The organism is Marinobacter daepoensis DSM 16072 (assembly GCF_000421165.1).
Classification (GTDB): domain Bacteria; phylum Pseudomonadota; class Gammaproteobacteria; order Pseudomonadales; family Oleiphilaceae; genus Marinobacter; species Marinobacter daepoensis.
The window spans coordinates 182,505-200,910 of sequence record NZ_ATWI01000009.1 but is presented as its reverse complement, the minus strand read 5'-3'; the positions used below and the strand labels follow the sequence as shown (position 1 = coordinate 200,910).

Sequence of the window (18,406 nt, the reverse complement as noted above, 5' to 3'; positions counted from 1 at the left end):
GCCCCTGATGAGGGCCTGCGGGCAAACAATATCCATTAAAAGCTGTTTGAGGAGACCAACGTGGAACGCGAATCGATGGAATTTGATGTTCTGATCGTCGGCGGCGGCCCTGCGGGCCTGTCGGCAGCCTGCCGCGTCATGCAACTGGCGCAGGAAGCCGGCGAAGAACTGACCGTTTGTGTAGTTGAAAAAGGTTCCGAGATCGGTGCGCACATCCTCGCCGGTACCGTATTCGAGCCCACAGCCCTTAACGAACTCTTCCCGGACTGGAAAGAGAAAGGTGCCCCGCTGAACACCCCGGTTACCCGGGACGATATTTTCCTGCTCAAGAACCAGGAAAAAGCCACCAAGGTGCCCAACGCCTTCGTGCCCAAGAATATGCATAACCACGGCAACTACATCATCAGCCTGGGCAACCTCTGCCGCTGGCTGGCTGAGCAGGCCGAGCAACTGGGTGTCGAGGTCTATCCGGGCTTTGCAGCGTCCGAGACCATTATTGAGGATGGCCAGGTTAAGGGCATCATCACCGGAGACATGGGCGTGGCCCGTGACGGCTCCGAAAAAGACGGCTACATGCCCGGCATGGAGCTGCGCGCCAAGTACACTCTGTTTACCGAAGGCTGTCGCGGCCACCTGGGCAAGCGTCTGATCAACGATTTCAAACTGGACGAAGGCAAAGACCCCCAGCACTACGGTATCGGTATCAAAGAACTTTGGGATATCGACCCGGCCAAACATGAGCCCGGCCTTGTTGTTCATACCACTGGCTGGCCACTGAACGAGTCCGGCTCCACCGGCGGTTCGTTCCTGTATCACCTTGAAAATGGCCAGGTGTATGTTGGTCTGATCACCGACCTTTCTTACAGCAACCCGCACCTGAGCCCGTTCGAGGAATTCCAGCGCCTCAAACATCACCCTGAGGTCAAGAAATACCTGGAGGGCGGCAAGCGTGTTGCCTACGGCGCCCGCGCCATTGCGAAAGGTGGCTACAATGCCCTGCCGAAGATGAGCTTCCCGGGTGGTTTGCTGCTGGGCTGTGATGCCGGAACCCTGAACAGCTCCAAGATCAAAGGCTCCCACACCGCCATGAAATCTGGCCTGTTGGGTGCCGAGGCCGTGTTTGAAGCCCTGAAAGAAGGCAAAGCCGGTGAGGAAATCACCAGCTTCCAGCAGCGCTTCGAAGACAGCTGGCTGTACAAGGAACTCTACGCCGAGCGCAACTTCGGCCCGGCTATGCACAAGTTTGGCAACATTGTGGGCGGCGCCATCGCGTTCTTCGAGCAGAACATCCTGCGCGGCAGCCTGCCGATGACCTTCCACGATACCACGCCAGACCACGCAACACTGAAGCCGGCGTCTGAGTGCAAAAAGATCAATTATCCGAAGCCGGATAACAAGCTGACCTTTGACCGCCTGTCCTCGGTGTTCATCTCTAACACCAACCATGAGGAAGACCAGCCGGTTCACCTGAAGCTGACGGACCCGGATATTCCGCTCAAGGACAACCTGCCAAAATACGACGAGCCGGCCCAGCGCTACTGCCCTGCAGGCGTGTACGAGGTGGTTGAGAAGGACGACGGCAGCGGCAAGAAGTTCCAGATCAACGCCCAGAACTGTGTTCACTGCAAGACCTGCGACATCAAGGACCCTGCACAGAACATCACCTGGGTAACGCCGGAAGGCGGCGGTGGCCCGAACTACCCGAACATGTAACAATCTGCCGATTGAAAGCCCCTCTCTTGAGGGGCTTTTTTTGTTCTGTCCGCGAATATGTATTCAGCGAAAGCCCCTTTTCTGTCTAACAGATACCTGACTGAAAAACAGCAGCAGAACTATACTTACTCTTGTGCAAGACCGGTTGGTTATTGCTGTATCCAACCTCCTTTTTCAGTACCCAAGAGAAGTGAAGGGAGGGGTTATGAGCATTTCTTCCAAACTTTTTCTCACCTGCGCCCTGTCGCTTTCTACCTCGCTGGTGATGGCTGATAACCATCAGGCTTTGATCGATCAGGCCCGCTCTGCAGCACCATCGATGGTAAGCGCTCAGGCAACCGTTATGTATCAGGGAAAGGTTCTTGCAGAAGGGACGAATGGCTGGGTCTGCATGCCAGAGACCTTGCCGGGAGACAACTCCCCGATCTGCAATGATTCCACATGGATGACCATGCTGCAGGCGATGGGCAGCAAGGCGCCGTATGAGGCAACGAAAATAGGGATTTCTTATATGCTCAAAGGGGATGGCGGGGTCAGCAATTCAGACCCCTATCATGCAGATCATATGAACGCCGATGACTATATCAAAGAAGGCCCTCACCTCATGCTCATCGTGCCCAGAGCGATGCTGGAAGGGATCACCGATGATCCTCACGCGGGCGGCCCCTATGCAATGTGGAAGGATACTCCTTATGCCCACATTATGATTCCGGTTGGCGAAAGGGATTAGCGGGGACCGGTGTGAGTTGAGTCGTCGTAACGCAAAAAAGCGGCCCCAGGCCGCTTTTTTGTCTACCGAATCGACAGCTTAGTGCACGTGGCCGTGCTCTTGCTCTTCGTCGGTTGCATCACGCGCCTCTACCACTTCAACGTCGAAGTGCAGAGTCTGGCCAGCCAGCGGGTGGTTGGCATCAATGGTAACAGTCTCGTCAGCCACTTCAACCACACGGACCACCTGAGGGCCGCCCGGAGTCTGGGCCTGGAACTGCATACCCGGTTCAATGGTGTCTACGCCTTCAAACGCAGAGCGAGGAACCGGCTGAATGAGCTCTTCGTTCACTTCACCGTAGCCTTCAGCCGGCTCTACGGAAACTTTCAACTGATCGCCAGCGCTCTTCTCGGTCAGCGCACTTTCCAGTCCGCCGATGATGTTCTGTGCACCTTCCAGGTAAGACAGCGGCTCACGGCCTTCTTCGCGGGAGGAATCGAGCTGCTCTCCCTGGTCGTTAGTGAGCGTGTAGTGGATGGTGACAACACGAGGTTGGGCCATGTGATCTCCTTGCGTGTCGCAATGACTGTGTATTTGGATTGTAGGCAATCGAAAGTGATCATGAACAGCCAGACTGCACAGAGGGACTAACGACCACCGGGCCTCGTTAGAGAGCCAGGCTCGATAACAAGTCAGAAAATACAGTTTAACAAGTGACAGACTGCGTTTTCTACCTCATTCATTGGGGTACCCCGAGGCTTTTCAACCGCCCTGCCCGATTTCCCAGAATTTTCCGTGACTCATTACACCAAATACCGGTTTGCCATTGGCGCTACGCTCTTCAGCCAGAGCAGCCAGATCGTAAAAAGCCGAGGTCGTCAAACGGGCTTCGACTCCGTGGCGAACCAGAACAACGGGCCTTGGCTCACCAGTGTCCTGATAAACACCGACCTGTAGCGGGTGGGCTTCACCAACTTCAAGCCTCTCACCCATATTGGTATTCAGTGTAATGACCGGAGTTTCGCTGCCGCAGACTTCCAGGCCATGGGCCAGCAGGGGCGTGTCGTCTACCTGAATCCGCCATTTCTCAACCGGCGTTACCAGATAATAGTGACGGTCTTCCTCGCGCCGGAGAATGGTTGAAAACAGCCTGACGGTGGCTTCCCGGGCAATCGGCTCGCCTTTAAAAAGCCAGCGACCATCGCGGGTGATCACAAGGTCCATGTCACCGGAAAGCTCCGGATGCCAATCATCAAGTGGTGGCAGCTCTTTCTGGCTGGCAGCCAGCGAACCGGCAAGATCGTCGGGAGTACGGCTCATATCTACCTCCGGAGCTTCAAAGCCCGCGCATCCACTCTTCACGCAGCGGCACGGCACCGGGCTGGGTAATCGCCATATTGACCTGCTGGAGCAATCGTTCCTTGTCTTTGCCCAGTGTTCCTTTCAGAACCAGGTAGTTAGACGCATGGTCACTGCGAAAAATGGTTTTCTCCAACTCCAGGTGCTCCAGAAACAGGCGTATCTCCTCAAACAGTCCCTGCTGGGTCAGAGGGACAAAGTCATCACCAAATCCTTCTCTGAAACGCGCTTCGCCCTGAGGAAAGCTGACAACCAGCGTTGACAGGTAGTCGGGCTGGGTTTCGTTACACAGTGACGCTGTGTTGATCGCATGCTGCCGGGACAAATGCTCGCCTCCCAGGCCATTAAGCACCATAACGGAGCTCACCAGACCCGCCTCCCGGATCTTCACCAGCGCCGAACGGGTGGACTCCCAGGTCTCGCCCTTATTCACCCGACGCAACACTTCGTCGTCACCCGACTCCATGCCCACGTAGAGGATTTTCAACCCGGCTTCTCGAAGCTGGACAAGCTCTTCCACGGTTTTCTTTGCGAGATTCCGCGGCAGGCAGTAGCTGGAAACCCGGTTCAACCCGGGAAAAGCCTGTTTCAGATCTCCGATGATTTCAAGCAATCGCCTGGTGGGTAGCACCATCGCATCACCATCGGCCAGAAACACCCGGCGGACGTTACCGAAGGCTTCAGCAGCGTTTTTGATATCGGCGCGGATATCGTCCGGTTTCCGGGCGCGGAACTTCTTCTGGGGTTGAGTGTACATTTCGCAAAACGTGCACTGATTCCAGGAGCAACCGTTGGTCACCGGAAGAATCAGAGACTTTGCTTCACTCGGCGGCCGGAAGACCGGCTCTATGTAATCAATCGGAAAACTGTGCATAACATCGGTCGGCATCAAAAGTGACTGGCAAGGGAATTACATCAGGGCAAAAACTGTGCTTTCAAGTCGGCGCAGCCCGGCCCCACAACAGGCATATCCAGCAGCACTGCCTGAGAGGTCATAAACGGAATGCCCAGGCGATGGCCATCCACCATCAGGGTGGAAAGAGCACCCACAAACGGCATATGGGAGACCAGCATCAGTGGCGAGAGCGTGTTACTCAGCAGTTCGTCGAGACAGCGGCCAGGATCATCATCAGGGGTGATGAAGTCTTTTTCCTCAACCGGGCAATTTAATACCTCGGCCACAATCGCCGCTGTCTGACGGGCCCGGACGTAAGGGCTGGACCAGATCAAAGACGGCCGCCACGGAGAGTCCGCAATCTGCGCTGCTACGGCCGCCACACCCCGCCGACCGGCTTCGGTGAGTTCGCGCTCCTGATCCAGCGTGTGCCAGCCTGCTTCGCCATGACGCATAACTATCAGATGCACATATATCTCCTTCCGGATACCCTCCGGCTCACTGAGCAATGGTGCGTGGCAGAATGAACTCTACATCGGAATTCTGCACGGCCATCATCAGGCTGCTGATTACCGCATTGATGGAAGCGCCTTCGTAAAGGATCTCGTACAGGCCTCTTACCAGCGGCATGTATATGCCAATCGCTTCCGATTTTTCACGCACCAGCTTCAGGGTATAAATGCCCTCGGCAACCTGGCCGAGCTCCTGAACCGCTTCGTCCAGTTTTTTTCCTTTGCCAATCGCGTAACCTACCCTGAAGTTCCGGCTTTTACTGGACGTACAGGTGGCAATCAGGTCTCCGACACCGGCTAACCCCATAAATGTCATGGGGTTAGCGCCCAGGCTGACGGCAAACCTGCTCATTTCCGCCAGACCACGGGTAATCAGCATGGCCCGGGCGTTCTCTCCCATGTTCAGCGCGGAGGCCAGGCCAGCCACAATGGCGTAGATGTTTTTAAGCGCGCCGGCAAGCTCGACACCATAGACATCCACATTGGCATAGACTCGGAAGTATTCGCAGCCCAGCAGCTCCTGAACGGTACGCCGCACTTCCGGGTCTTTCGCAGCAATCACTGTGGCGGTCAGCTCGCGGTTTACGATCTCTGCCGCCAGGTTGGGGCCACTCAGCACACCGGAGCGGCACCTGGGAAGCTCTTCGATGAGGATTTCACTCATCAGTTTGAAACCATGCTCTTCGATGCCTTTGGTGAGGCTGACCACGATCTGACCATCAAAGAACTCAGTACTGTGCTCACGAATGACCGCCCGAAAGGCTTTCGATGGAATGGCTACAAGGACAATTTCAGCCTTCCCTACAGCTTCTGCCAGATCTGTGGTGGGCCGTATGTCACCCTCCAGGGTCACTCCCGGCATATAACGGTGGTTGATGCGAGTGCTGCGAATTTCTTCTGCCTGACCTTCATCTCGCATCCAGAAGTGAACCGCATGACCATTCTCACCCAGCACTTTTGCCATTGCAGTGCCAAAACTGCCGCCGCCAAGTACAGCCACATCGTAGGTGTTCGACCCGTTATTGCGGGACGCCGGTTTCTCAGACATAAGCTTTCCGTTCTGTTTCTTTCGGGACCGACCGGCCCGGAGCGGGGCTGGCACGTCAGCCAGTTTCTTCACACTCCAGTGCCCGCACCAAATTCTTGAACTCTTCCCGGTTTCGGCGGTTCATACCCATCAACACCTTGTGGGCATCGAGAACCTTGTCTCGAACTTGCTGTTCACTGGCTTTGAGCACGGGAATTTCTTCAAGTTCTTCAATGCGGGAAGCTGGCTCGCGAACAATGATAAAAATCTTGTCGAAGCCCATAGACGTAATAATGCGGGTGATATCGGGGTTGGTAGAAATCAATGTCGGCAAAAAGTTGCTCTGCTTCTGCGCCGCCAGCGCAATTTTAGCCAGAAGCCCTAATGTCGTACTGTCGATAATTTCCGTTTCAGTCAGGTCGATAACCACGGTCTTGAACGCAGGATCCCGTGTTATGGATTCAACCAGATTATCCAGCGTCGAACACAGGTTCAGCCGGATTTCCCCAATAAACTTCAGGACGTAGATTCCCTGCTGTTCAGCTTGCAGGATTTTATAACCAGCCATTTTTCACACTGCCACTAAGTCGACGACGTGTTATCTGACCCGTTTATGGTATCAGTTACCGAAACTATCGCGATATCGTCAGGCAGCTCTGAGATGTTATCCAGCCCCAGAGCGTCGCTCAGCGATGCGATAGTGTGACTACCTCCGGAAACGAGTTCAAGTAGTCTGTTCTCCTTTTCGTCCAGAGATTTGGCAGGAATCACTTCCAACAGGCCGTCAGAGAACAAAAGCAGCCTGAAAGGTCGGTCCAGACTGACCTGGTAGACCTCCCACTCCGGCGCCTCAAACAACCCGACGGGCAACCCGCTGCCCTCCAGAAACCGAGTCTCCCCCCCCTCAAACGACAGAATGGGCATTGGGAAGTGAGCCCCGACACCATAACTTAACGTACGCTCAGAGATTGAAATGATGCCAACAAACACGGTGACGTGTTTACCGAGACCGGTATCCAGCAACTCCAAGTTAATTCGTTCAAGAAATCGTTCCGGGTGCAGTATATCGTCGCTGGACTGTCGCCTGAGGTTACGCTGCAACCGGTTGGTCAGGTTTTTCAATAAAACCGTGACAAAGGCCGAACTGGCGCCATGGCCCGACACATCGGCAATGTATACCAGAACTTTGTCTTCGCTGATGCGGAAATAATCCATAAAATCGCCACTGAGATACAGCGACGGCTTGATCAGATAATCCACATGAAGGCCCGCCAGCTCCAGATCATGATCCGGCAGCATCCGCAATTGCACCTTGCGGCCCGCGTTCTGGTCTGCCCGCAATTCAGAAATCCCGTTGCGCAGGTCGCGGTTGGCTTCTTCAAGTTCCTGGCGATAAAGCTGGTTCAGACGGTTAACCCGAACCCGGTCAAACAGTTTGCCAATAACGTCATCAAGCGCATTACGATCGTCGTTGCAGGGCTTCAGGACGACATCTGCCGCCCCGGCCCGCATGGCCTGAATCACATCAGCGCTGGACTCCGTAGCGGTACAGGCCACAATCGGAGTAAAACTCTCGGTCTCTTCGAGGCGGCTGGAGAGTGTTCGGATCGCGTCCGGTGGAAGGTCGGCAAAGATGACATCCGGAACGTTATCGTCAAACAGCCCGCGTGCGGCATGCACTTCCGCTGCGCCGGTCACGTAGAACCCCCGCGCTTCAAGGTAGCGGGACAGGTCGGTACGTGCCTGTTCGTCGGCGTCAATGATCAGAATGCGCTCGGTGCGCGAAGTCATATTAATTGCCCTAAGCTACCAGCGGTAAAGAAAAAAGGCTTTATATCGCCTATTCTGGCATGCCCCTGTGATATAACAAGGCCGCGATCACTATTTTGGGAGGATTGTAACCATGAGACGTGCGGTAAATGATCTGCTCGGAGCCTATGACAAACTGATCATGGACCCTGTGCACGGAGGCATCCCCCTCTACCGGCATGAGATTCAGGTGATCGACCATCCCTTATTCCAGCGGTTGCGCAATATCTGTCAGAACGACATTCTCAGCCTGGTGTTCCCCGGGGCTACCCATTCACGGTTCCTGCACAGCATCGGGGTAATGCATGTCGGCACCCGGATGTTTCGCTCCATGATCGATGCATACCTGCGGGAGCGCCAGCTCAGCGAACAAACCGATCTCAGCCTGAGCCAGCTTGACGCCATTGATTACCTCGCCAAAACCATCCGGCTCGGTTGCCTGTTGCATGACAGTGGCCATTCCAGCTTCTCCCACCAGTTTACTCAGGCGAAGCAAATCCGTAACCTGATGTCCCGCCCGGAACGCTTCCGGGATCTTTGGGACGGCGTCGACTATACGGTGTACCACAACGAGGAGCCTGAAGAACTCGAACACGAGCACTATTCGGTACGGGTCGCCCATGAGGTATTGTCCTCGGTGGACCTTGAAAGTGCCGGTCTGGCGGCGGTTGACGTCATTGGCATCATGGAGACCACTCAGGTAACCCCCAGCCCGGTTTTCTGTCGGCATGCCCAGACCTTCTGGGAATTTATTGCCGGGCCAGACGCCATCGCCGGCCAGCTTCCGGGGCAGGACGTCCCGCATCTGGTGATGGGGCTTCTGTCATCGATTGTGTCTGGCGAAATCGATGCGGATCGAGCCGATTACATGCTGCGGGACGGGTTCCACAGCTCCGTGACCATCGGAGGCTTCAATCTCGACCACCTGTTGAGCAACCTCCGGTTTGGATGGGATGTGTCGGAGCCCTGGATGGGGCTTGCCATTACCCAGAAGGGGCTGGGCGCTTTGGAAGACTTTGTTTACAGCCGTTACCAGATGTACCGAAAAGTCTATGCCCACAAAACCGCACTTGGGTTCGACTGGCTCCTGCGGGAGGCGATTAACGAGGTTCTTGAGGACCAGGAAAATTTTGACTGGGTAGATACCTGCCTCAGCAACATGAACTGGTTTGCCGAGCTGACCGATAACTTTTTCTGGGAAGCCTTCCGCAAAGTCGCTCGCCGCCAGCCCGACAGTTATTCTTTCTGCATCGTCAACCGGGTCAAACTGAACCACATTGATACCCGGGAAAACCTGGAAAAAACTGAAATACTGGCCCATTGCCACTGGCTGGCGGCGGAATTGGGTCTTTCGCCAGACAACGTGGTTACCTGCTCCATGCGAGCCAGATTCTCAAACATTCAGGATAATTTTAACGGGATCAAAGTTCTGGTGAAGAAACCCATTACCCGCGAGCGAAGTCTGAAAAAGATTACCGACGTGAGCGCCTTCTTCTCAAAATTCAGCGACGGTACGATTACCCATTTCTACCGTCGGCCTGAGGTGGCGTCAAATACCCCACCGGGCCTGACAGAGTAAACCGGGTTCAGCATCCATCCGGAGCCATGGCCCGAATCAGCTGGTTGGCGCTTTCCCACGCGCCTTCAACCCGCCCGCCTGCGAGCCAGTCGCCCGCAACACCAATGCCCAGAGAAACATCATACAGGCACCCCGGGTTGTCCCCTGCATCCGAGCGGGCATACAGCCAGCGATGGGCAACCCAATCAGTCGCCTGCCCCTGATGCCCGGTCAACTTCGCAAACTCAGCCATCAGCGCCCTGGCGACCAGGTCCGGCGAGTCATCCAGCCGATGTTGAGTCCACTCCGGCGTGGCGTGCAAGACCCACCACTGCCCTGCTCCCTCCCGTCCGGGCTTTGACGAATTATTGGCCAGCCAGAAGAGAGCTTCAGAAGCCGGGCGCATGGCGTCGAACCTTCCCTGAACCGGTTCGGCAAAATGGGCAGCCACCGCCCAGCATGGCAGCATGTTGCCGCTATGCGCCGCAAGGCGGTCTGCAAACTCATGCAGGCCACTACTCTCCAGCAAGTCCTGGGCCTGTGCTGGCGGCGCGGTGATAACCACCTGATCAAAGCCAGTGTATTCTTTGCCGTCGAAATCTGTGAGCCGCCATTGCAAACCATCGCGGGACATACGTGCGATTCTGACCCCGGCATCCAGCTCCACGTGAGCCGACAAAGCACGGGTGATCGCGGTCATTCGGGGCATACCCACAAACCGATGCTCATCCGGAAAAGCCAGCCAACCACGCTCCGGTGACTGAAACCCAAACCGGGCGTTCCAGATACCATAGGAATCCTTTCCGGCCCAGCGGTCCAGAAAGCGCGTAAATCCCGGGTTTCGGGACGTAAAGTACTGGGCACCGATGTCGGCTGAGCCATTCGTGACCCGCTTTGATGCCATACGACCGCCTGGCCCACGACTTTTCTCGAAGACCCGGACACGATGGCCCGAATCGCCAAGCATAATTGCCGAAGTCAGCCCTGCCAGCCCTGAACCAATTACCGCAACGCTCCGTATTGATGAGGTGTCTGATGTCACTTCACACATGGTTGTCTATGACCCGAATAAACAGTTGGTTAACGAACATTCTGAGATGGTTCGATTCTGAAGCCGGTTCGGATCACCTCAATGCGGCTTCCCGCGACTTCAACTGGGTAAGAGTTCTGCCGTTTATAATGCTTCATCTGGCCTGTTTCATGGCCCTTTTTACCGGCACCAGTGCGTTCGCTTTGGGTTTTGCCATTGCTTTTTTTGTAGTGCGAATGTTCGCCATTACCGGTTTTTATCACCGATATTTCTCACACAAAACCTTTAAGACAAGCCGAACCGCGCAGTTCTTGTTTGCTCTTCTTGGTGCAAGCGCAGCCCAGCGCGGCCCACTCTGGTGGGCTGCACATCACCGGCACCATCACCAGCACTCTGACCGGGAACAAGACCTCCACTCGCCCCATCAGGGCGGCTTCTGGTGGTCCCATGTTGGCTGGTTTACCTGCGACGAAGGCTTCGCGATGGATGAGCGCCGCGTCCGGGACTGGTTGAAGTTCCCCGAACTCAGGTTCATCAATCGATTCGACGCCCTGGTGCCTGCCGCTGCGGCGGTCATCATTTTCGGCCTGGGAGAGGCACTTGCCAGCTGGGCACCGGGGCTGGGTACGAATGGCCTTCAGTTGCTGACGTGGGGCTTTTTCATCTCAACGGTGGCCCTGTTCCACGCGACCGTTTCGATCAATTCGTTGTCGCACGTCTGGGGCAAACGACGATTTGAGACCAGTGATGACAGCAGAAACAACGCCTGGCTGGCACTGATTACCCTGGGCGAAGGCTGGCATAACAACCACCATCGATGGCCCCAGTCGGCACGACAGGGTTTTCGATGGTATGAAATCGACATGACCTGGTATGGCCTCTGGCTTTTGGCCAGGCTTGGTATTATCTGGGACCTCAACCCCATTCCCCCTCATATTCAGGAAGAAACCCGGGAACTCGACCGGAAGAGGAGATATCACTCATGACCACCTGTGCCTCCGCAATTGATGTTGGCGCTCCGAATGCCGATCTGCCACAAGTGTTAGATCGCTTCCGTTGCGTATTCAACCAACTGGATAAGGGCAATCTGCACAAACTTCAGGAGGTTTATGGTGAGGATATACAGTTTCAGGACCCTTTCGGCCAGATCAAGGGGCTTGATCAATTGACCGAGTACATGGCGGCCGCCTACGGCAATGTCATCCGCTGCCAGTTTCGTTTTGATGAGCCAGTTGAGCAAAACGGCTGGTGCGCCTTGCCCTGGGTCATGGAATTGCAACACAAACGCATTCGTGGCGGCAGCCCCCTTTATGTTAATGGGATCAGTCATCTGGAAATACGGGATGGCAAGGTCCGTTACCACCGTCTTCCGGTGGTCGGGCGACTGGTTCGCTGGGTGAAGGAGAGAGCCGGATGAGGCAGCCAAGCCATATCTGGCTTACCGGTGCGTCGTCTGGTATTGGCGAAGCACTGGTGCACGAACTCGCCGGCCTGGGCCATAAGTTGATTGTATCCGGGCGCCGGAAAGCTCCACTGGAAAAACTGGTTTCAACCTTCCCAGACCAGGTGTGCCCGGCGGTGGCAGACACCACCAATCCGACCGACCTTCAGAGCATTGCACCGCAACTCGGCCACTTCGGTGATCTTGATACGGTGATTCTGAACGCGGGAACCTGCGAATACCTGGATGTGGAGAACTATGACAGCCAGGTGATCGAGCGCAACCTGACGACCAACGTGCTCGGTACCGCCCGATGCCTGGATATCGCTCTGCCAGCCTTGAGAGCCACCAGGGCCAAAGGCAAGCCTGCGACACTGGTGATTGTCAGTTCGTCTGCGTGGTGGTTTCCCTTTGGGCGAGCCGAGGGTTATGGCGCTTCCAAGGCCGCACTGACTTATTTTGCACGTTCGTTAAGGGCCGACCTGGCAACAGAAGGTATTCGCGTTGTGGTGGTGTCACCCGGATTTGTGAAAACACCGCTCACAGACCGAAACGATTTCCCGATGCCGTTTTTACTGTCTGCGGAGGAAGCAGCCCGAAAAATCCGGATTGGACTGGAGAAAGGCCGAACAGACATTGCGTTTCCAAGCCGCTTCATCTGGTCCCTGAAACTGCTAGCCGCCCTGCCTCAGGGCTTGATCGACCGATTGGCCGCCAACCTGGCGCGGAAAAGTAACCACTGAAGCCGAACCACAGGAATGCCTTGCATGAATCAGGAACGTCAGCGAATTGCCGTGATTGGCGCGGGAGTATCAGGGTTAACTGCCGCCTGGCTGTTGGCCGAAAAGCACGATGTGCAACTCTTCGAGGCGAACGACTACGCCGGCGGCCATACCAATACTGAGCAGGTTCAGGCGGGCGGCCGCTCCTGGCCGGTAAACACGGGGTTCATCGTATTCAATGACTGGACGTACCCTTACTTCATCAAGTTAATGGATCGGCTCGGGGTGCGGTCTGAAGTCAGCGACATGAGTTTCAGCGTCGACTGTCACGCCACTGGCCTGCAATACAACGGAACCAGCCTGAATACGTTGTTTGCCCAGCGCCGAAACCTCCTCAATCTGAGGTTCCTGAAAATGATTCGGGAAATTCTGCGCTTCAACAAGGAAACCCGAAGCGATCTCGCGACCGGCACGATTCCGGACGGAGAAACGCTCGGAGGTTACCTGAACCGGAACGGTTACAGCCGGTATTTCCGTCACTACTATATTGTACCCATGGGTGCGGCGATCTGGTCTGCACCGGAAATCGTGCTTGAGCAATTCCCGATCCGGTTCTTCCTCCAGTTTTTTAACAACCATGGCATGCTTTCCGTAGATGACCGGCCAACATGGCGGGTTATTTCCGGCGGCTCTGCGACCTACGTCCACCGGATGATGGAGCGATTGGGCGATTGCACCCACCTGAACAGCCCGGTTACCTCGGTGGCACGTGATCCGGACGGCGTGACGATTGTGTCAAACGGCAAGACACACCGGTTCGACCAAGTAATATTCGGCTGCCACAGCGACCAGACTCTGGCCATGCTGGACGATGCCACCACCGACGAACAGGAGATTCTTGGTGCCGTTGCTTACCAGAAGAATGATGTGGTCTTGCACACTGACACCAGGATGCTGCCCTCCAATCGCCTGGCCTGGGCAGCCTGGAACTACGCCATTCCGGAACACAGCACCCAGCCAGTGTCCGTGACCTACAACATGAACATTCTCCAGAACTATGACGATGCTCCGGAAACCTTCTGTGTGACTCTTAACCGCAGTAAGGATATTGATCCACAAACAGTGATCAAGCGGTTTGAGTACCATCATCCGGTATTCACCCTTGAAGCGGTCGCCGCACAAGAGCGCTATGACGACATTGGCAATCGAAACCGTACGCACTTTTGCGGAGCATACTGGTTCAATGGCTTTCACGAAGACGGTGTGCGTAGCGCGGTAAGAGTCGCCCGTGACTTCGGGGTGGAGCTCTGACCATGCCCAGTCAGTGGCTCGAAGGTACAATCAGACACCGCCGTAAGCAGCCGGTTCGGCACGAATTTCGATATAACATCGGCCTCCTCGCCATCGACCTCGACGAATGGTCAATCGTTACCAGCGCGAGCCCGTTTTTTTCGCTGGAGCGCCTGAACTGGCTGGCGCTCTATCGTCGCGACTATCTTGACCCAGAGGTCCCTAACCTGCGTCAGGCGGTCTTCAATCGAGTGAAAAGCGCCACAGGATGGGCTCCGGATGGCCCGATTGAGCTGATCACCCACCCACGGTATCTGGGCCACATCTTCAATCCCGTGAGCTTTTATCTTTGCTATGAGCGGGGCTGCCACCCTGAATCGGGTGACATCCCGAGAGCGATTATCGTGCAGATCACCAATACCCCCTGGAAACAACGGCATGTGTACTGCCTCGAATGCATACAACCAGGGTCTGCTTCGGACAACGCCTGGCACACGGAACGTTTTGCCTTCAGCAAACGCTTTCATGTCTCCCCATTTAACGGCATGAACCAGCATTACCGCTGGCTGTTCAGCTTTCGGGGTACCGATCTGCGCATTCACATGAACGTGGAAGAAGAAGGCCACAAGCATTTTGATGCAACGCTGGTAGTCCAACGAAGGGGACTTGATCGTAAAACCCTCCATGAAAGCCTGCGTCGGTTTCCTCTGGAAACCCTCAAGGGTGTTGCCGGCATCTACTGGAACGCTCTGAAACTGAAACTCAAAGGCACGCCGTTTCACACACACCCAGACAAACTGGAAACAAGCGAACGCGCCTGCCGGCGCGGCGTTGAGGATACGGGGCTGGACGTCACCGAAAGGCCATCCGGAAAACACGAGAACGATTCGGCAGGAAGGGTCAGCTCATGGAGAACCTGAACACATCCGTTGAACACCAGCGCTCTGGCCGCCAGCCACTGCCGTTGATCAGCCGTGTGGCCAAAACGCTGGTGTGCCGGCAATTGTCAGCACTTGGTCACGGTCGGATGATCATACGGGAGGCCGGATCAGAAACACTGACCTTCGGGGATGACGACGAGCGCTACCCCAGTGCAGAACTGGTGATTCACAACCACAGTACCTGGCGGGATCTGGTCACCGGTGGCAGTATTGGCGCCGCCGAATCCTATGTAGCGGGGGACTGGAGCTCACCGGATCTGACCGCACTGCTCCGGTTCTTTACTCGCAATCTTGATACCATGAATCGCTTTGAGGACCGGTTTGCGTGGGTCAGCAAGCCTGCGCTGAAAGCTTTGCACTGGCTGAACCGAAACACTCCGGAAGGCTCCCGTAAAAACATCAGCGCCCACTATGATCTTGGTAATGAGCTGTTCCGGTTGTTCCTTGATCCCACCATGATGTATTCCTCCGCTATCTACCCACGTGAGGATGCTACCCTTGAGGAAGCCGCCGTCCACAAACTCGACACCATCTGTCGCAAGCTGGACTTAAGCCCGGAGGATCAGGTAGTCGAAATCGGCACTGGATGGGGAGGCTTCGCAATTCATGCCGCCAAATACTATGGCTGCCATGTCACCACAACCACCATTTCCCATGAACAACTTGAACTCGCCCGGGATCGGGTACGCGCTGAAGGCCTGGAGGACCGAATCACGCTGTTGTTCGACGATTACCGTGATCTCAACGGGAAGTTCGACAAGCTGGTTTCGATAGAAATGATCGAGGCCGTCGGCCCCCAGTTTCTCGACAGTTACCTGTCCCGAATCAGCCAACTGCTGAAGCCCGATGGGCTGGCTCTGATTCAGGCCATCAACATGCCAGAGCAACGGTATGAACGGGCCCTTAAAAACGTAGACTTCATCCAGCGCTATATTTTTCCAGGTAGTTTTATCCCTTCGTTTGGCGCCATTCTCGCCTCGATGAGCCGTGGCTCTGATCTGGTTCTGACTCATTCTGAAGACTTCGGGTTCCACTATGCCCGAACGCTAAAAGACTGGTGCAGTCGCTTCATGGGCTGCCAGTCAGAGCTGGAGAAACTTGGGTATGATCCGTTGTTCCAACGGCTCTGGCACTTCTATTTCGCCTACTGTGAGGCAGGTTTCAGCGAGCGAGCCATCGGCGTTGCCCACCTGTTGATGGCCAAACCGGCCAACAAGCGCGCCAACATCCTGAGCGTACAATGACTTCAGGAAGTGCTCGCAACATACTGAACTTCCTGCTTTTTCAGGTTGGCTGGCTGGCCTGCGTAATTTATCCGGGACTGGCCTCGGCAGGACTGGTGGTGGCGCTTCTGATGCTGCACTTTACTCTGGTCAGCAAGCAACGGTTTGCGGAACTTCAGTTTGTTGGCTTTGGTGTGGTGCTTGGTGGCCTAATGGATACTTTATGGTTCCATGCAGGCGTGCTGGCACTGGATTCCAGCATCGAGGTAATAGCTGCACCACCCTGGCTGATCGCCATCTGGGCCCTGTTCATGACCACCCTGTGCCACTCACTTGGCTGGGTTGGGCAGCGACGCTGGCACCCTTGGTTTTTAGCCCCCGTTGCAGGCCCGTTTGCCTATTGGTCCGCCAGCCATCTCGGCATCGTTGCCCTGCCGAATCTCACTGTGTCTCTGGTAGCCATGGCCATCGGCTGGCTGCTGCTGTTTCCTCTGCTCCTGTTTATCCGAAAAACCCTGTACACGGAGCTGGAACCATGAAGCCCAAACTCTGGGCTCTGCCCCTGTTGGCCTTGATTGCTCTGCGAGCCCACGCTGCCGTATTCGAGTTTGCCGGAACCGCGTTCGATAGAGGAAACGCCCTATACCGCGAGCATCATCGTGTTGATGGAGCCTGTATCCAGGGCATGTTCGCCCCTCGTGACCATAACGTGAACTATTTCAAACAGGAAGGCGACGCCACCTTCGCGACCAAGCAGCTTACTTACCTGGATACGCCGTTCCGGCCGGAAGTACTATTCCACCAACCCTTGTTCGGAGAGCGGCTGCAAATCACCTACCCCAAAGAACAATCGCTGAGCATTGCCTGGCAACCCCCATCCGGCCATGAGAAGGCGTTTTCTGTCGAGGCCGACCCGGCACTGGTGGTGGATTCTGGTTTCGACCACTTTGTCAGAGCCAACTGGGAACGCATCGTCGCCGGGGAGTCGATCACTTTTCGGTTTCTGGCCCCTACCCGCGGTGACCATTATGGTTTTGTGCTGGAGCCTGCCAACTCGGACCAGATTGATGCAGATGTTACCATCCAGATCCGCCCGACCAGCGTGTTGCTCAGATTGTTGGTTGACCCTATCCTGCTCGGGTACCGGGCCGATGGGGCGCTGACAGACTACTTCGGGCTTACCAATGTTCGCCGCGATGAAGACGCCAACCATGTGGCCCACATTCGTTACCAGGTCGTCCGTTTACCGGGTTGTGAACTGACACCCTGATCCCGTCGTTGGCGCCAGACGGCAGAGCCCCCGGGGTGTGTTAAACTCGCGGAAAATTTTTTCGGAGATTTTTCGCTCATGATGTTCGTGTCGTTCAACGTCAACAGTATCCGCACCCGCCTGCACCAGCTGGAAGCCGTCATCCAGCAGCTCAATCCGGATGTTATCGGTCTGCAGGAAACCAAGGTTACCGACGAGGAATTTCCGGTGGAAGCCATTCAGGCACTTGGCTACCACGTTCATTTTCATGGCCAGAAAACCCACTACGGCGTTGCCCTGTTATCACGGGAAGAGCCGGAAAGCGTCGTGAAAGGCTACCCCAGCGACGGCGCAGACTCCCAGCGAAGGCTGATCACGGGCCATTTTACGGTGAACGGAGAGCGCCTGACCGTCATCAATGGCTACTTCCCCCAGGGTGAAAGCCGGGACCACCCGGTCAAATTTCCCGCTAAGCAGAAGTTCTATGCGGATCTGATGCAGTACCTTGATGACCTTGCCAAAACCCCGGGCCACGTTGTTGTCATGGGGGACATGAATATTTCCCCTACCGACCAGGATATCGGGATTGGCCCCGACAACGCAAAACGCTGGTTACGCTCCGGTAAGTGCAGCTTTCTCCCCGAAGAGCGTGAATGGCTTGGTCAGGTTGAGCAACGGGGGTATACCGATGTGTTCAGGCACCTGCATCCGCAGGAGAGCAACACATTCAGCTGGTTTGACTACCGCAGCAAAGGTTTCGACCGGGACCCGAAGCGCGGACTGCGTATTGACCTGATCATGGCCAGTGACAGCCTGCTTCCCAGTGCCCGGGCTGCCGGGGTCGCCTATGAGATCCGAGGCATGGAACGCCCCTCCGATCATTGCCCGGTCTGGGCTGAATTTGAGCTTTGACCGATCGGGACACAAC

General features: G+C 55.7%; 20 protein-coding genes. 12 read left to right on the top strand and 8 right to left on the bottom strand.

Annotated features, from left to right (window positions below):
* The first annotated feature begins 60 nt into the window (after nucleotides 1-60).
* Together K325_RS0106420 and K325_RS0106415 are read left to right on the top strand one after the other, a co-directional pair.
* Complete coding sequence (locus tag K325_RS0106420; RefSeq protein ID WP_029653444.1) at nucleotides 61-1,713, top strand: electron transfer flavoprotein-ubiquinone oxidoreductase; 1,653 nt, start codon at nucleotides 61-63, stop codon at nucleotides 1,711-1,713.
* A gap of 205 nt (nucleotides 1,714-1,918) precedes the next feature.
* Entirely contained in the window at nucleotides 1,919-2,443 is a 525-nt protein-coding gene (locus K325_RS0106415; protein WP_029653443.1) for a hypothetical protein, read from the top strand.
* A 78-nt stretch (nucleotides 2,444-2,521) separates the two neighbouring features.
* Here K325_RS0106415 and K325_RS0106410 read toward each other — a convergent pair whose 3' ends face one another.
* From K325_RS0106410 to K325_RS0106380, 7 genes are all read right to left on the bottom strand, one after another.
* Nucleotides 2,522-2,983, bottom strand: a complete 462-nt coding sequence (locus K325_RS0106410; protein WP_029653442.1) for an FKBP-type peptidyl-prolyl cis-trans isomerase — start codon at nucleotides 2,981-2,983, stop codon at nucleotides 2,522-2,524.
* Nucleotides 2,984-3,184: 201 nt separating this feature from the next.
* Complete coding sequence (locus K325_RS0106405; protein ID WP_029653441.1) at nucleotides 3,185-3,742, bottom strand: DUF1285 domain-containing protein; 558 nt, start codon at nucleotides 3,740-3,742, stop codon at nucleotides 3,185-3,187.
* A gap of 16 nt (nucleotides 3,743-3,758) precedes the next feature.
* Complete coding sequence (locus tag K325_RS0106400; protein ID WP_029653440.1) at nucleotides 3,759-4,655, bottom strand: radical SAM protein; 897 nt, start codon at nucleotides 4,653-4,655, stop codon at nucleotides 3,759-3,761.
* A gap of 41 nt (nucleotides 4,656-4,696) precedes the next feature.
* Entirely contained in the window at nucleotides 4,697-5,146 is a 450-nt protein-coding gene (locus tag K325_RS0106395) for a SixA phosphatase family protein (RefSeq protein ID WP_029653439.1), read from the bottom strand.
* A 28-nt stretch (nucleotides 5,147-5,174) separates the two neighbouring features.
* Nucleotides 5,175-6,236, bottom strand: coding sequence for an NAD(P)H-dependent glycerol-3-phosphate dehydrogenase (locus K325_RS0106390; RefSeq protein WP_029653438.1), 1,062 nt, complete (start codon nucleotides 6,234-6,236; stop codon nucleotides 5,175-5,177).
* A gap of 55 nt (nucleotides 6,237-6,291) precedes the next feature.
* The gene (locus K325_RS0106385; protein ID WP_029653437.1) at nucleotides 6,292-6,783 is read right to left on the bottom strand and encodes an STAS domain-containing protein; all 492 of its coding nucleotides are present in this window, start codon (nucleotides 6,781-6,783) and stop codon (nucleotides 6,292-6,294) included.
* Between the two features lie 14 nt (nucleotides 6,784-6,797).
* Entirely contained in the window at nucleotides 6,798-8,006 is a 1,209-nt protein-coding gene (locus tag K325_RS0106380; RefSeq protein WP_029653436.1) for a PP2C family protein-serine/threonine phosphatase, read from the bottom strand.
* A gap of 112 nt (nucleotides 8,007-8,118) precedes the next feature.
* Here K325_RS0106380 and K325_RS0106375 point away from each other — a divergent pair, with 112 nt between their 5' ends.
* Nucleotides 8,119-9,603 carry an HD domain-containing protein gene (locus K325_RS0106375; RefSeq protein ID WP_029653435.1) on the top strand — a complete coding sequence of 495 codons (1,485 nt, stop codon included), beginning with the start codon at nucleotides 8,119-8,121 and terminating at the stop codon, nucleotides 9,601-9,603.
* Nucleotides 9,604-9,610: 7 nt separating this feature from the next.
* On the opposite strand, the gene K325_RS0106370 is transcribed toward K325_RS0106375, so the two are convergent.
* Entirely contained in the window at nucleotides 9,611-10,633 is a 1,023-nt protein-coding gene (locus tag K325_RS0106370; RefSeq protein ID WP_029653434.1) for an NAD(P)/FAD-dependent oxidoreductase, read from the bottom strand.
* Nucleotides 10,634-10,641: 8 nt separating this feature from the next.
* On the opposite strand from K325_RS0106370, the gene K325_RS0106365 reads away from it, so the two are divergent.
* The 9 genes from K325_RS0106365 (at nucleotide 10,642) to xthA (ending at nucleotide 18,390) form a co-directional block, all read left to right on the top strand.
* A complete protein-coding gene (locus K325_RS0106365; RefSeq protein WP_029653433.1) occupies nucleotides 10,642-11,598 on the top strand; it encodes an acyl-CoA desaturase in 957 nt (318 codons plus the stop codon).
* A complete protein-coding gene (locus K325_RS0106360) occupies nucleotides 11,595-12,029 on the top strand; it encodes a nuclear transport factor 2 family protein (RefSeq protein WP_029653432.1) in 435 nt (144 codons plus the stop codon). The genes K325_RS0106365 and K325_RS0106360 overlap by 4 nt, the downstream gene beginning before the upstream one ends.
* Entirely contained in the window at nucleotides 12,026-12,796 is a 771-nt protein-coding gene (locus K325_RS0106355; RefSeq protein ID WP_029653431.1) for an SDR family NAD(P)-dependent oxidoreductase, read from the top strand. The genes K325_RS0106360 and K325_RS0106355 overlap by 4 nt, the downstream gene beginning before the upstream one ends.
* A gap of 24 nt (nucleotides 12,797-12,820) precedes the next feature.
* A complete protein-coding gene (locus tag K325_RS0106350) occupies nucleotides 12,821-14,086 on the top strand; it encodes an NAD(P)/FAD-dependent oxidoreductase (protein ID WP_029653430.1) in 1,266 nt (421 codons plus the stop codon).
* A 2-nt stretch (nucleotides 14,087-14,088) separates the two neighbouring features.
* Nucleotides 14,089-14,985 (top strand): DUF1365 domain-containing protein, encoded by an 897-nt coding sequence (locus K325_RS0106345; RefSeq protein WP_029653429.1) that lies wholly within the window; start codon nucleotides 14,089-14,091, stop codon nucleotides 14,983-14,985.
* Nucleotides 14,973-16,250 (top strand): SAM-dependent methyltransferase, encoded by a 1,278-nt coding sequence (locus K325_RS0106340; RefSeq protein ID WP_029653428.1) that lies wholly within the window; start codon nucleotides 14,973-14,975, stop codon nucleotides 16,248-16,250. Before K325_RS0106345 ends, K325_RS0106340 begins: the two co-directional genes overlap by 13 nt.
* The gene (locus tag K325_RS0106335) at nucleotides 16,247-16,768 is read left to right on the top strand and encodes a DUF2878 domain-containing protein (protein WP_029653427.1); all 522 of its coding nucleotides are present in this window, start codon (nucleotides 16,247-16,249) and stop codon (nucleotides 16,766-16,768) included. Before K325_RS0106340 ends, K325_RS0106335 begins: the two co-directional genes overlap by 4 nt.
* A complete protein-coding gene (locus tag K325_RS0106330; protein WP_029653426.1) occupies nucleotides 16,765-17,499 on the top strand; it encodes a hypothetical protein in 735 nt (244 codons plus the stop codon). Before K325_RS0106335 ends, K325_RS0106330 begins: the two co-directional genes overlap by 4 nt.
* A gap of 78 nt (nucleotides 17,500-17,577) precedes the next feature.
* On the top strand, nucleotides 17,578-18,390 hold the full coding sequence (gene xthA, locus K325_RS0106325; protein ID WP_029653425.1) for an exodeoxyribonuclease III: 813 nt from the start codon (nucleotides 17,578-17,580) through the stop codon (nucleotides 18,388-18,390).
* The last annotated feature ends 16 nt before the right edge of the window (nucleotides 18,391-18,406 follow it).

What these genes read in the sequence shown, in the direction of transcription:
- K325_RS0106355 (WP_029653431.1), top strand. Translation starts at nt 12,026, where the DNA reads ATGAGGCAGCCAAGCCATATCTGGCTTACCGGTGCGTCGTCTGGTATT.
- K325_RS0106385 (WP_029653437.1), bottom strand. Translation starts at nt 6,783, where the DNA reads ATGGCTGGTTATAAAATCCTGCAAGCTGAACAGCAGGGAATCTACGTC.
- K325_RS0106375 (WP_029653435.1), top strand. Translation starts at nt 8,119, where the DNA reads ATGAGACGTGCGGTAAATGATCTGCTCGGAGCCTATGACAAACTGATC.
- xthA (WP_029653425.1), top strand. Translation starts at nt 17,578, where the DNA reads ATGATGTTCGTGTCGTTCAACGTCAACAGTATCCGCACCCGCCTGCAC.
- K325_RS0106400 (WP_029653440.1), bottom strand. Translation starts at nt 4,655, where the DNA reads ATGCACAGTTTTCCGATTGATTACATAGAGCCGGTCTTCCGGCCGCCG.
- K325_RS0106415 (WP_029653443.1), top strand. Translation starts at nt 1,919, where the DNA reads ATGAGCATTTCTTCCAAACTTTTTCTCACCTGCGCCCTGTCGCTTTCT.
- K325_RS0106365 (WP_029653433.1), top strand. Translation starts at nt 10,642, where the DNA reads ATGACCCGAATAAACAGTTGGTTAACGAACATTCTGAGATGGTTCGAT.
- K325_RS0106380 (WP_029653436.1), bottom strand. Translation starts at nt 8,006, where the DNA reads ATGACTTCGCGCACCGAGCGCATTCTGATCATTGACGCCGACGAACAG.
- K325_RS0106390 (WP_029653438.1), bottom strand. Translation starts at nt 6,236, where the DNA reads ATGTCTGAGAAACCGGCGTCCCGCAATAACGGGTCGAACACCTACGAT.
- K325_RS0106410 (WP_029653442.1), bottom strand. Translation starts at nt 2,983, where the DNA reads ATGGCCCAACCTCGTGTTGTCACCATCCACTACACGCTCACTAACGAC.
- K325_RS0106335 (WP_029653427.1), top strand. Translation starts at nt 16,247, where the DNA reads ATGACTTCAGGAAGTGCTCGCAACATACTGAACTTCCTGCTTTTTCAG.
- K325_RS0106370 (WP_029653434.1), bottom strand. Translation starts at nt 10,633, where the DNA reads ATGTGTGAAGTGACATCAGACACCTCATCAATACGGAGCGTTGCGGTA.
- K325_RS0106350 (WP_029653430.1), top strand. Translation starts at nt 12,821, where the DNA reads ATGAATCAGGAACGTCAGCGAATTGCCGTGATTGGCGCGGGAGTATCA.
- K325_RS0106340 (WP_029653428.1), top strand. Translation starts at nt 14,973, where the DNA reads ATGGAGAACCTGAACACATCCGTTGAACACCAGCGCTCTGGCCGCCAG.
- K325_RS0106405 (WP_029653441.1), bottom strand. Translation starts at nt 3,742, where the DNA reads ATGAGCCGTACTCCCGACGATCTTGCCGGTTCGCTGGCTGCCAGCCAG.
- K325_RS0106330 (WP_029653426.1), top strand. Translation starts at nt 16,765, where the DNA reads ATGAAGCCCAAACTCTGGGCTCTGCCCCTGTTGGCCTTGATTGCTCTG.
- K325_RS0106345 (WP_029653429.1), top strand. Translation starts at nt 14,089, where the DNA reads ATGCCCAGTCAGTGGCTCGAAGGTACAATCAGACACCGCCGTAAGCAG.
- K325_RS0106360 (WP_029653432.1), top strand. Translation starts at nt 11,595, where the DNA reads ATGACCACCTGTGCCTCCGCAATTGATGTTGGCGCTCCGAATGCCGAT.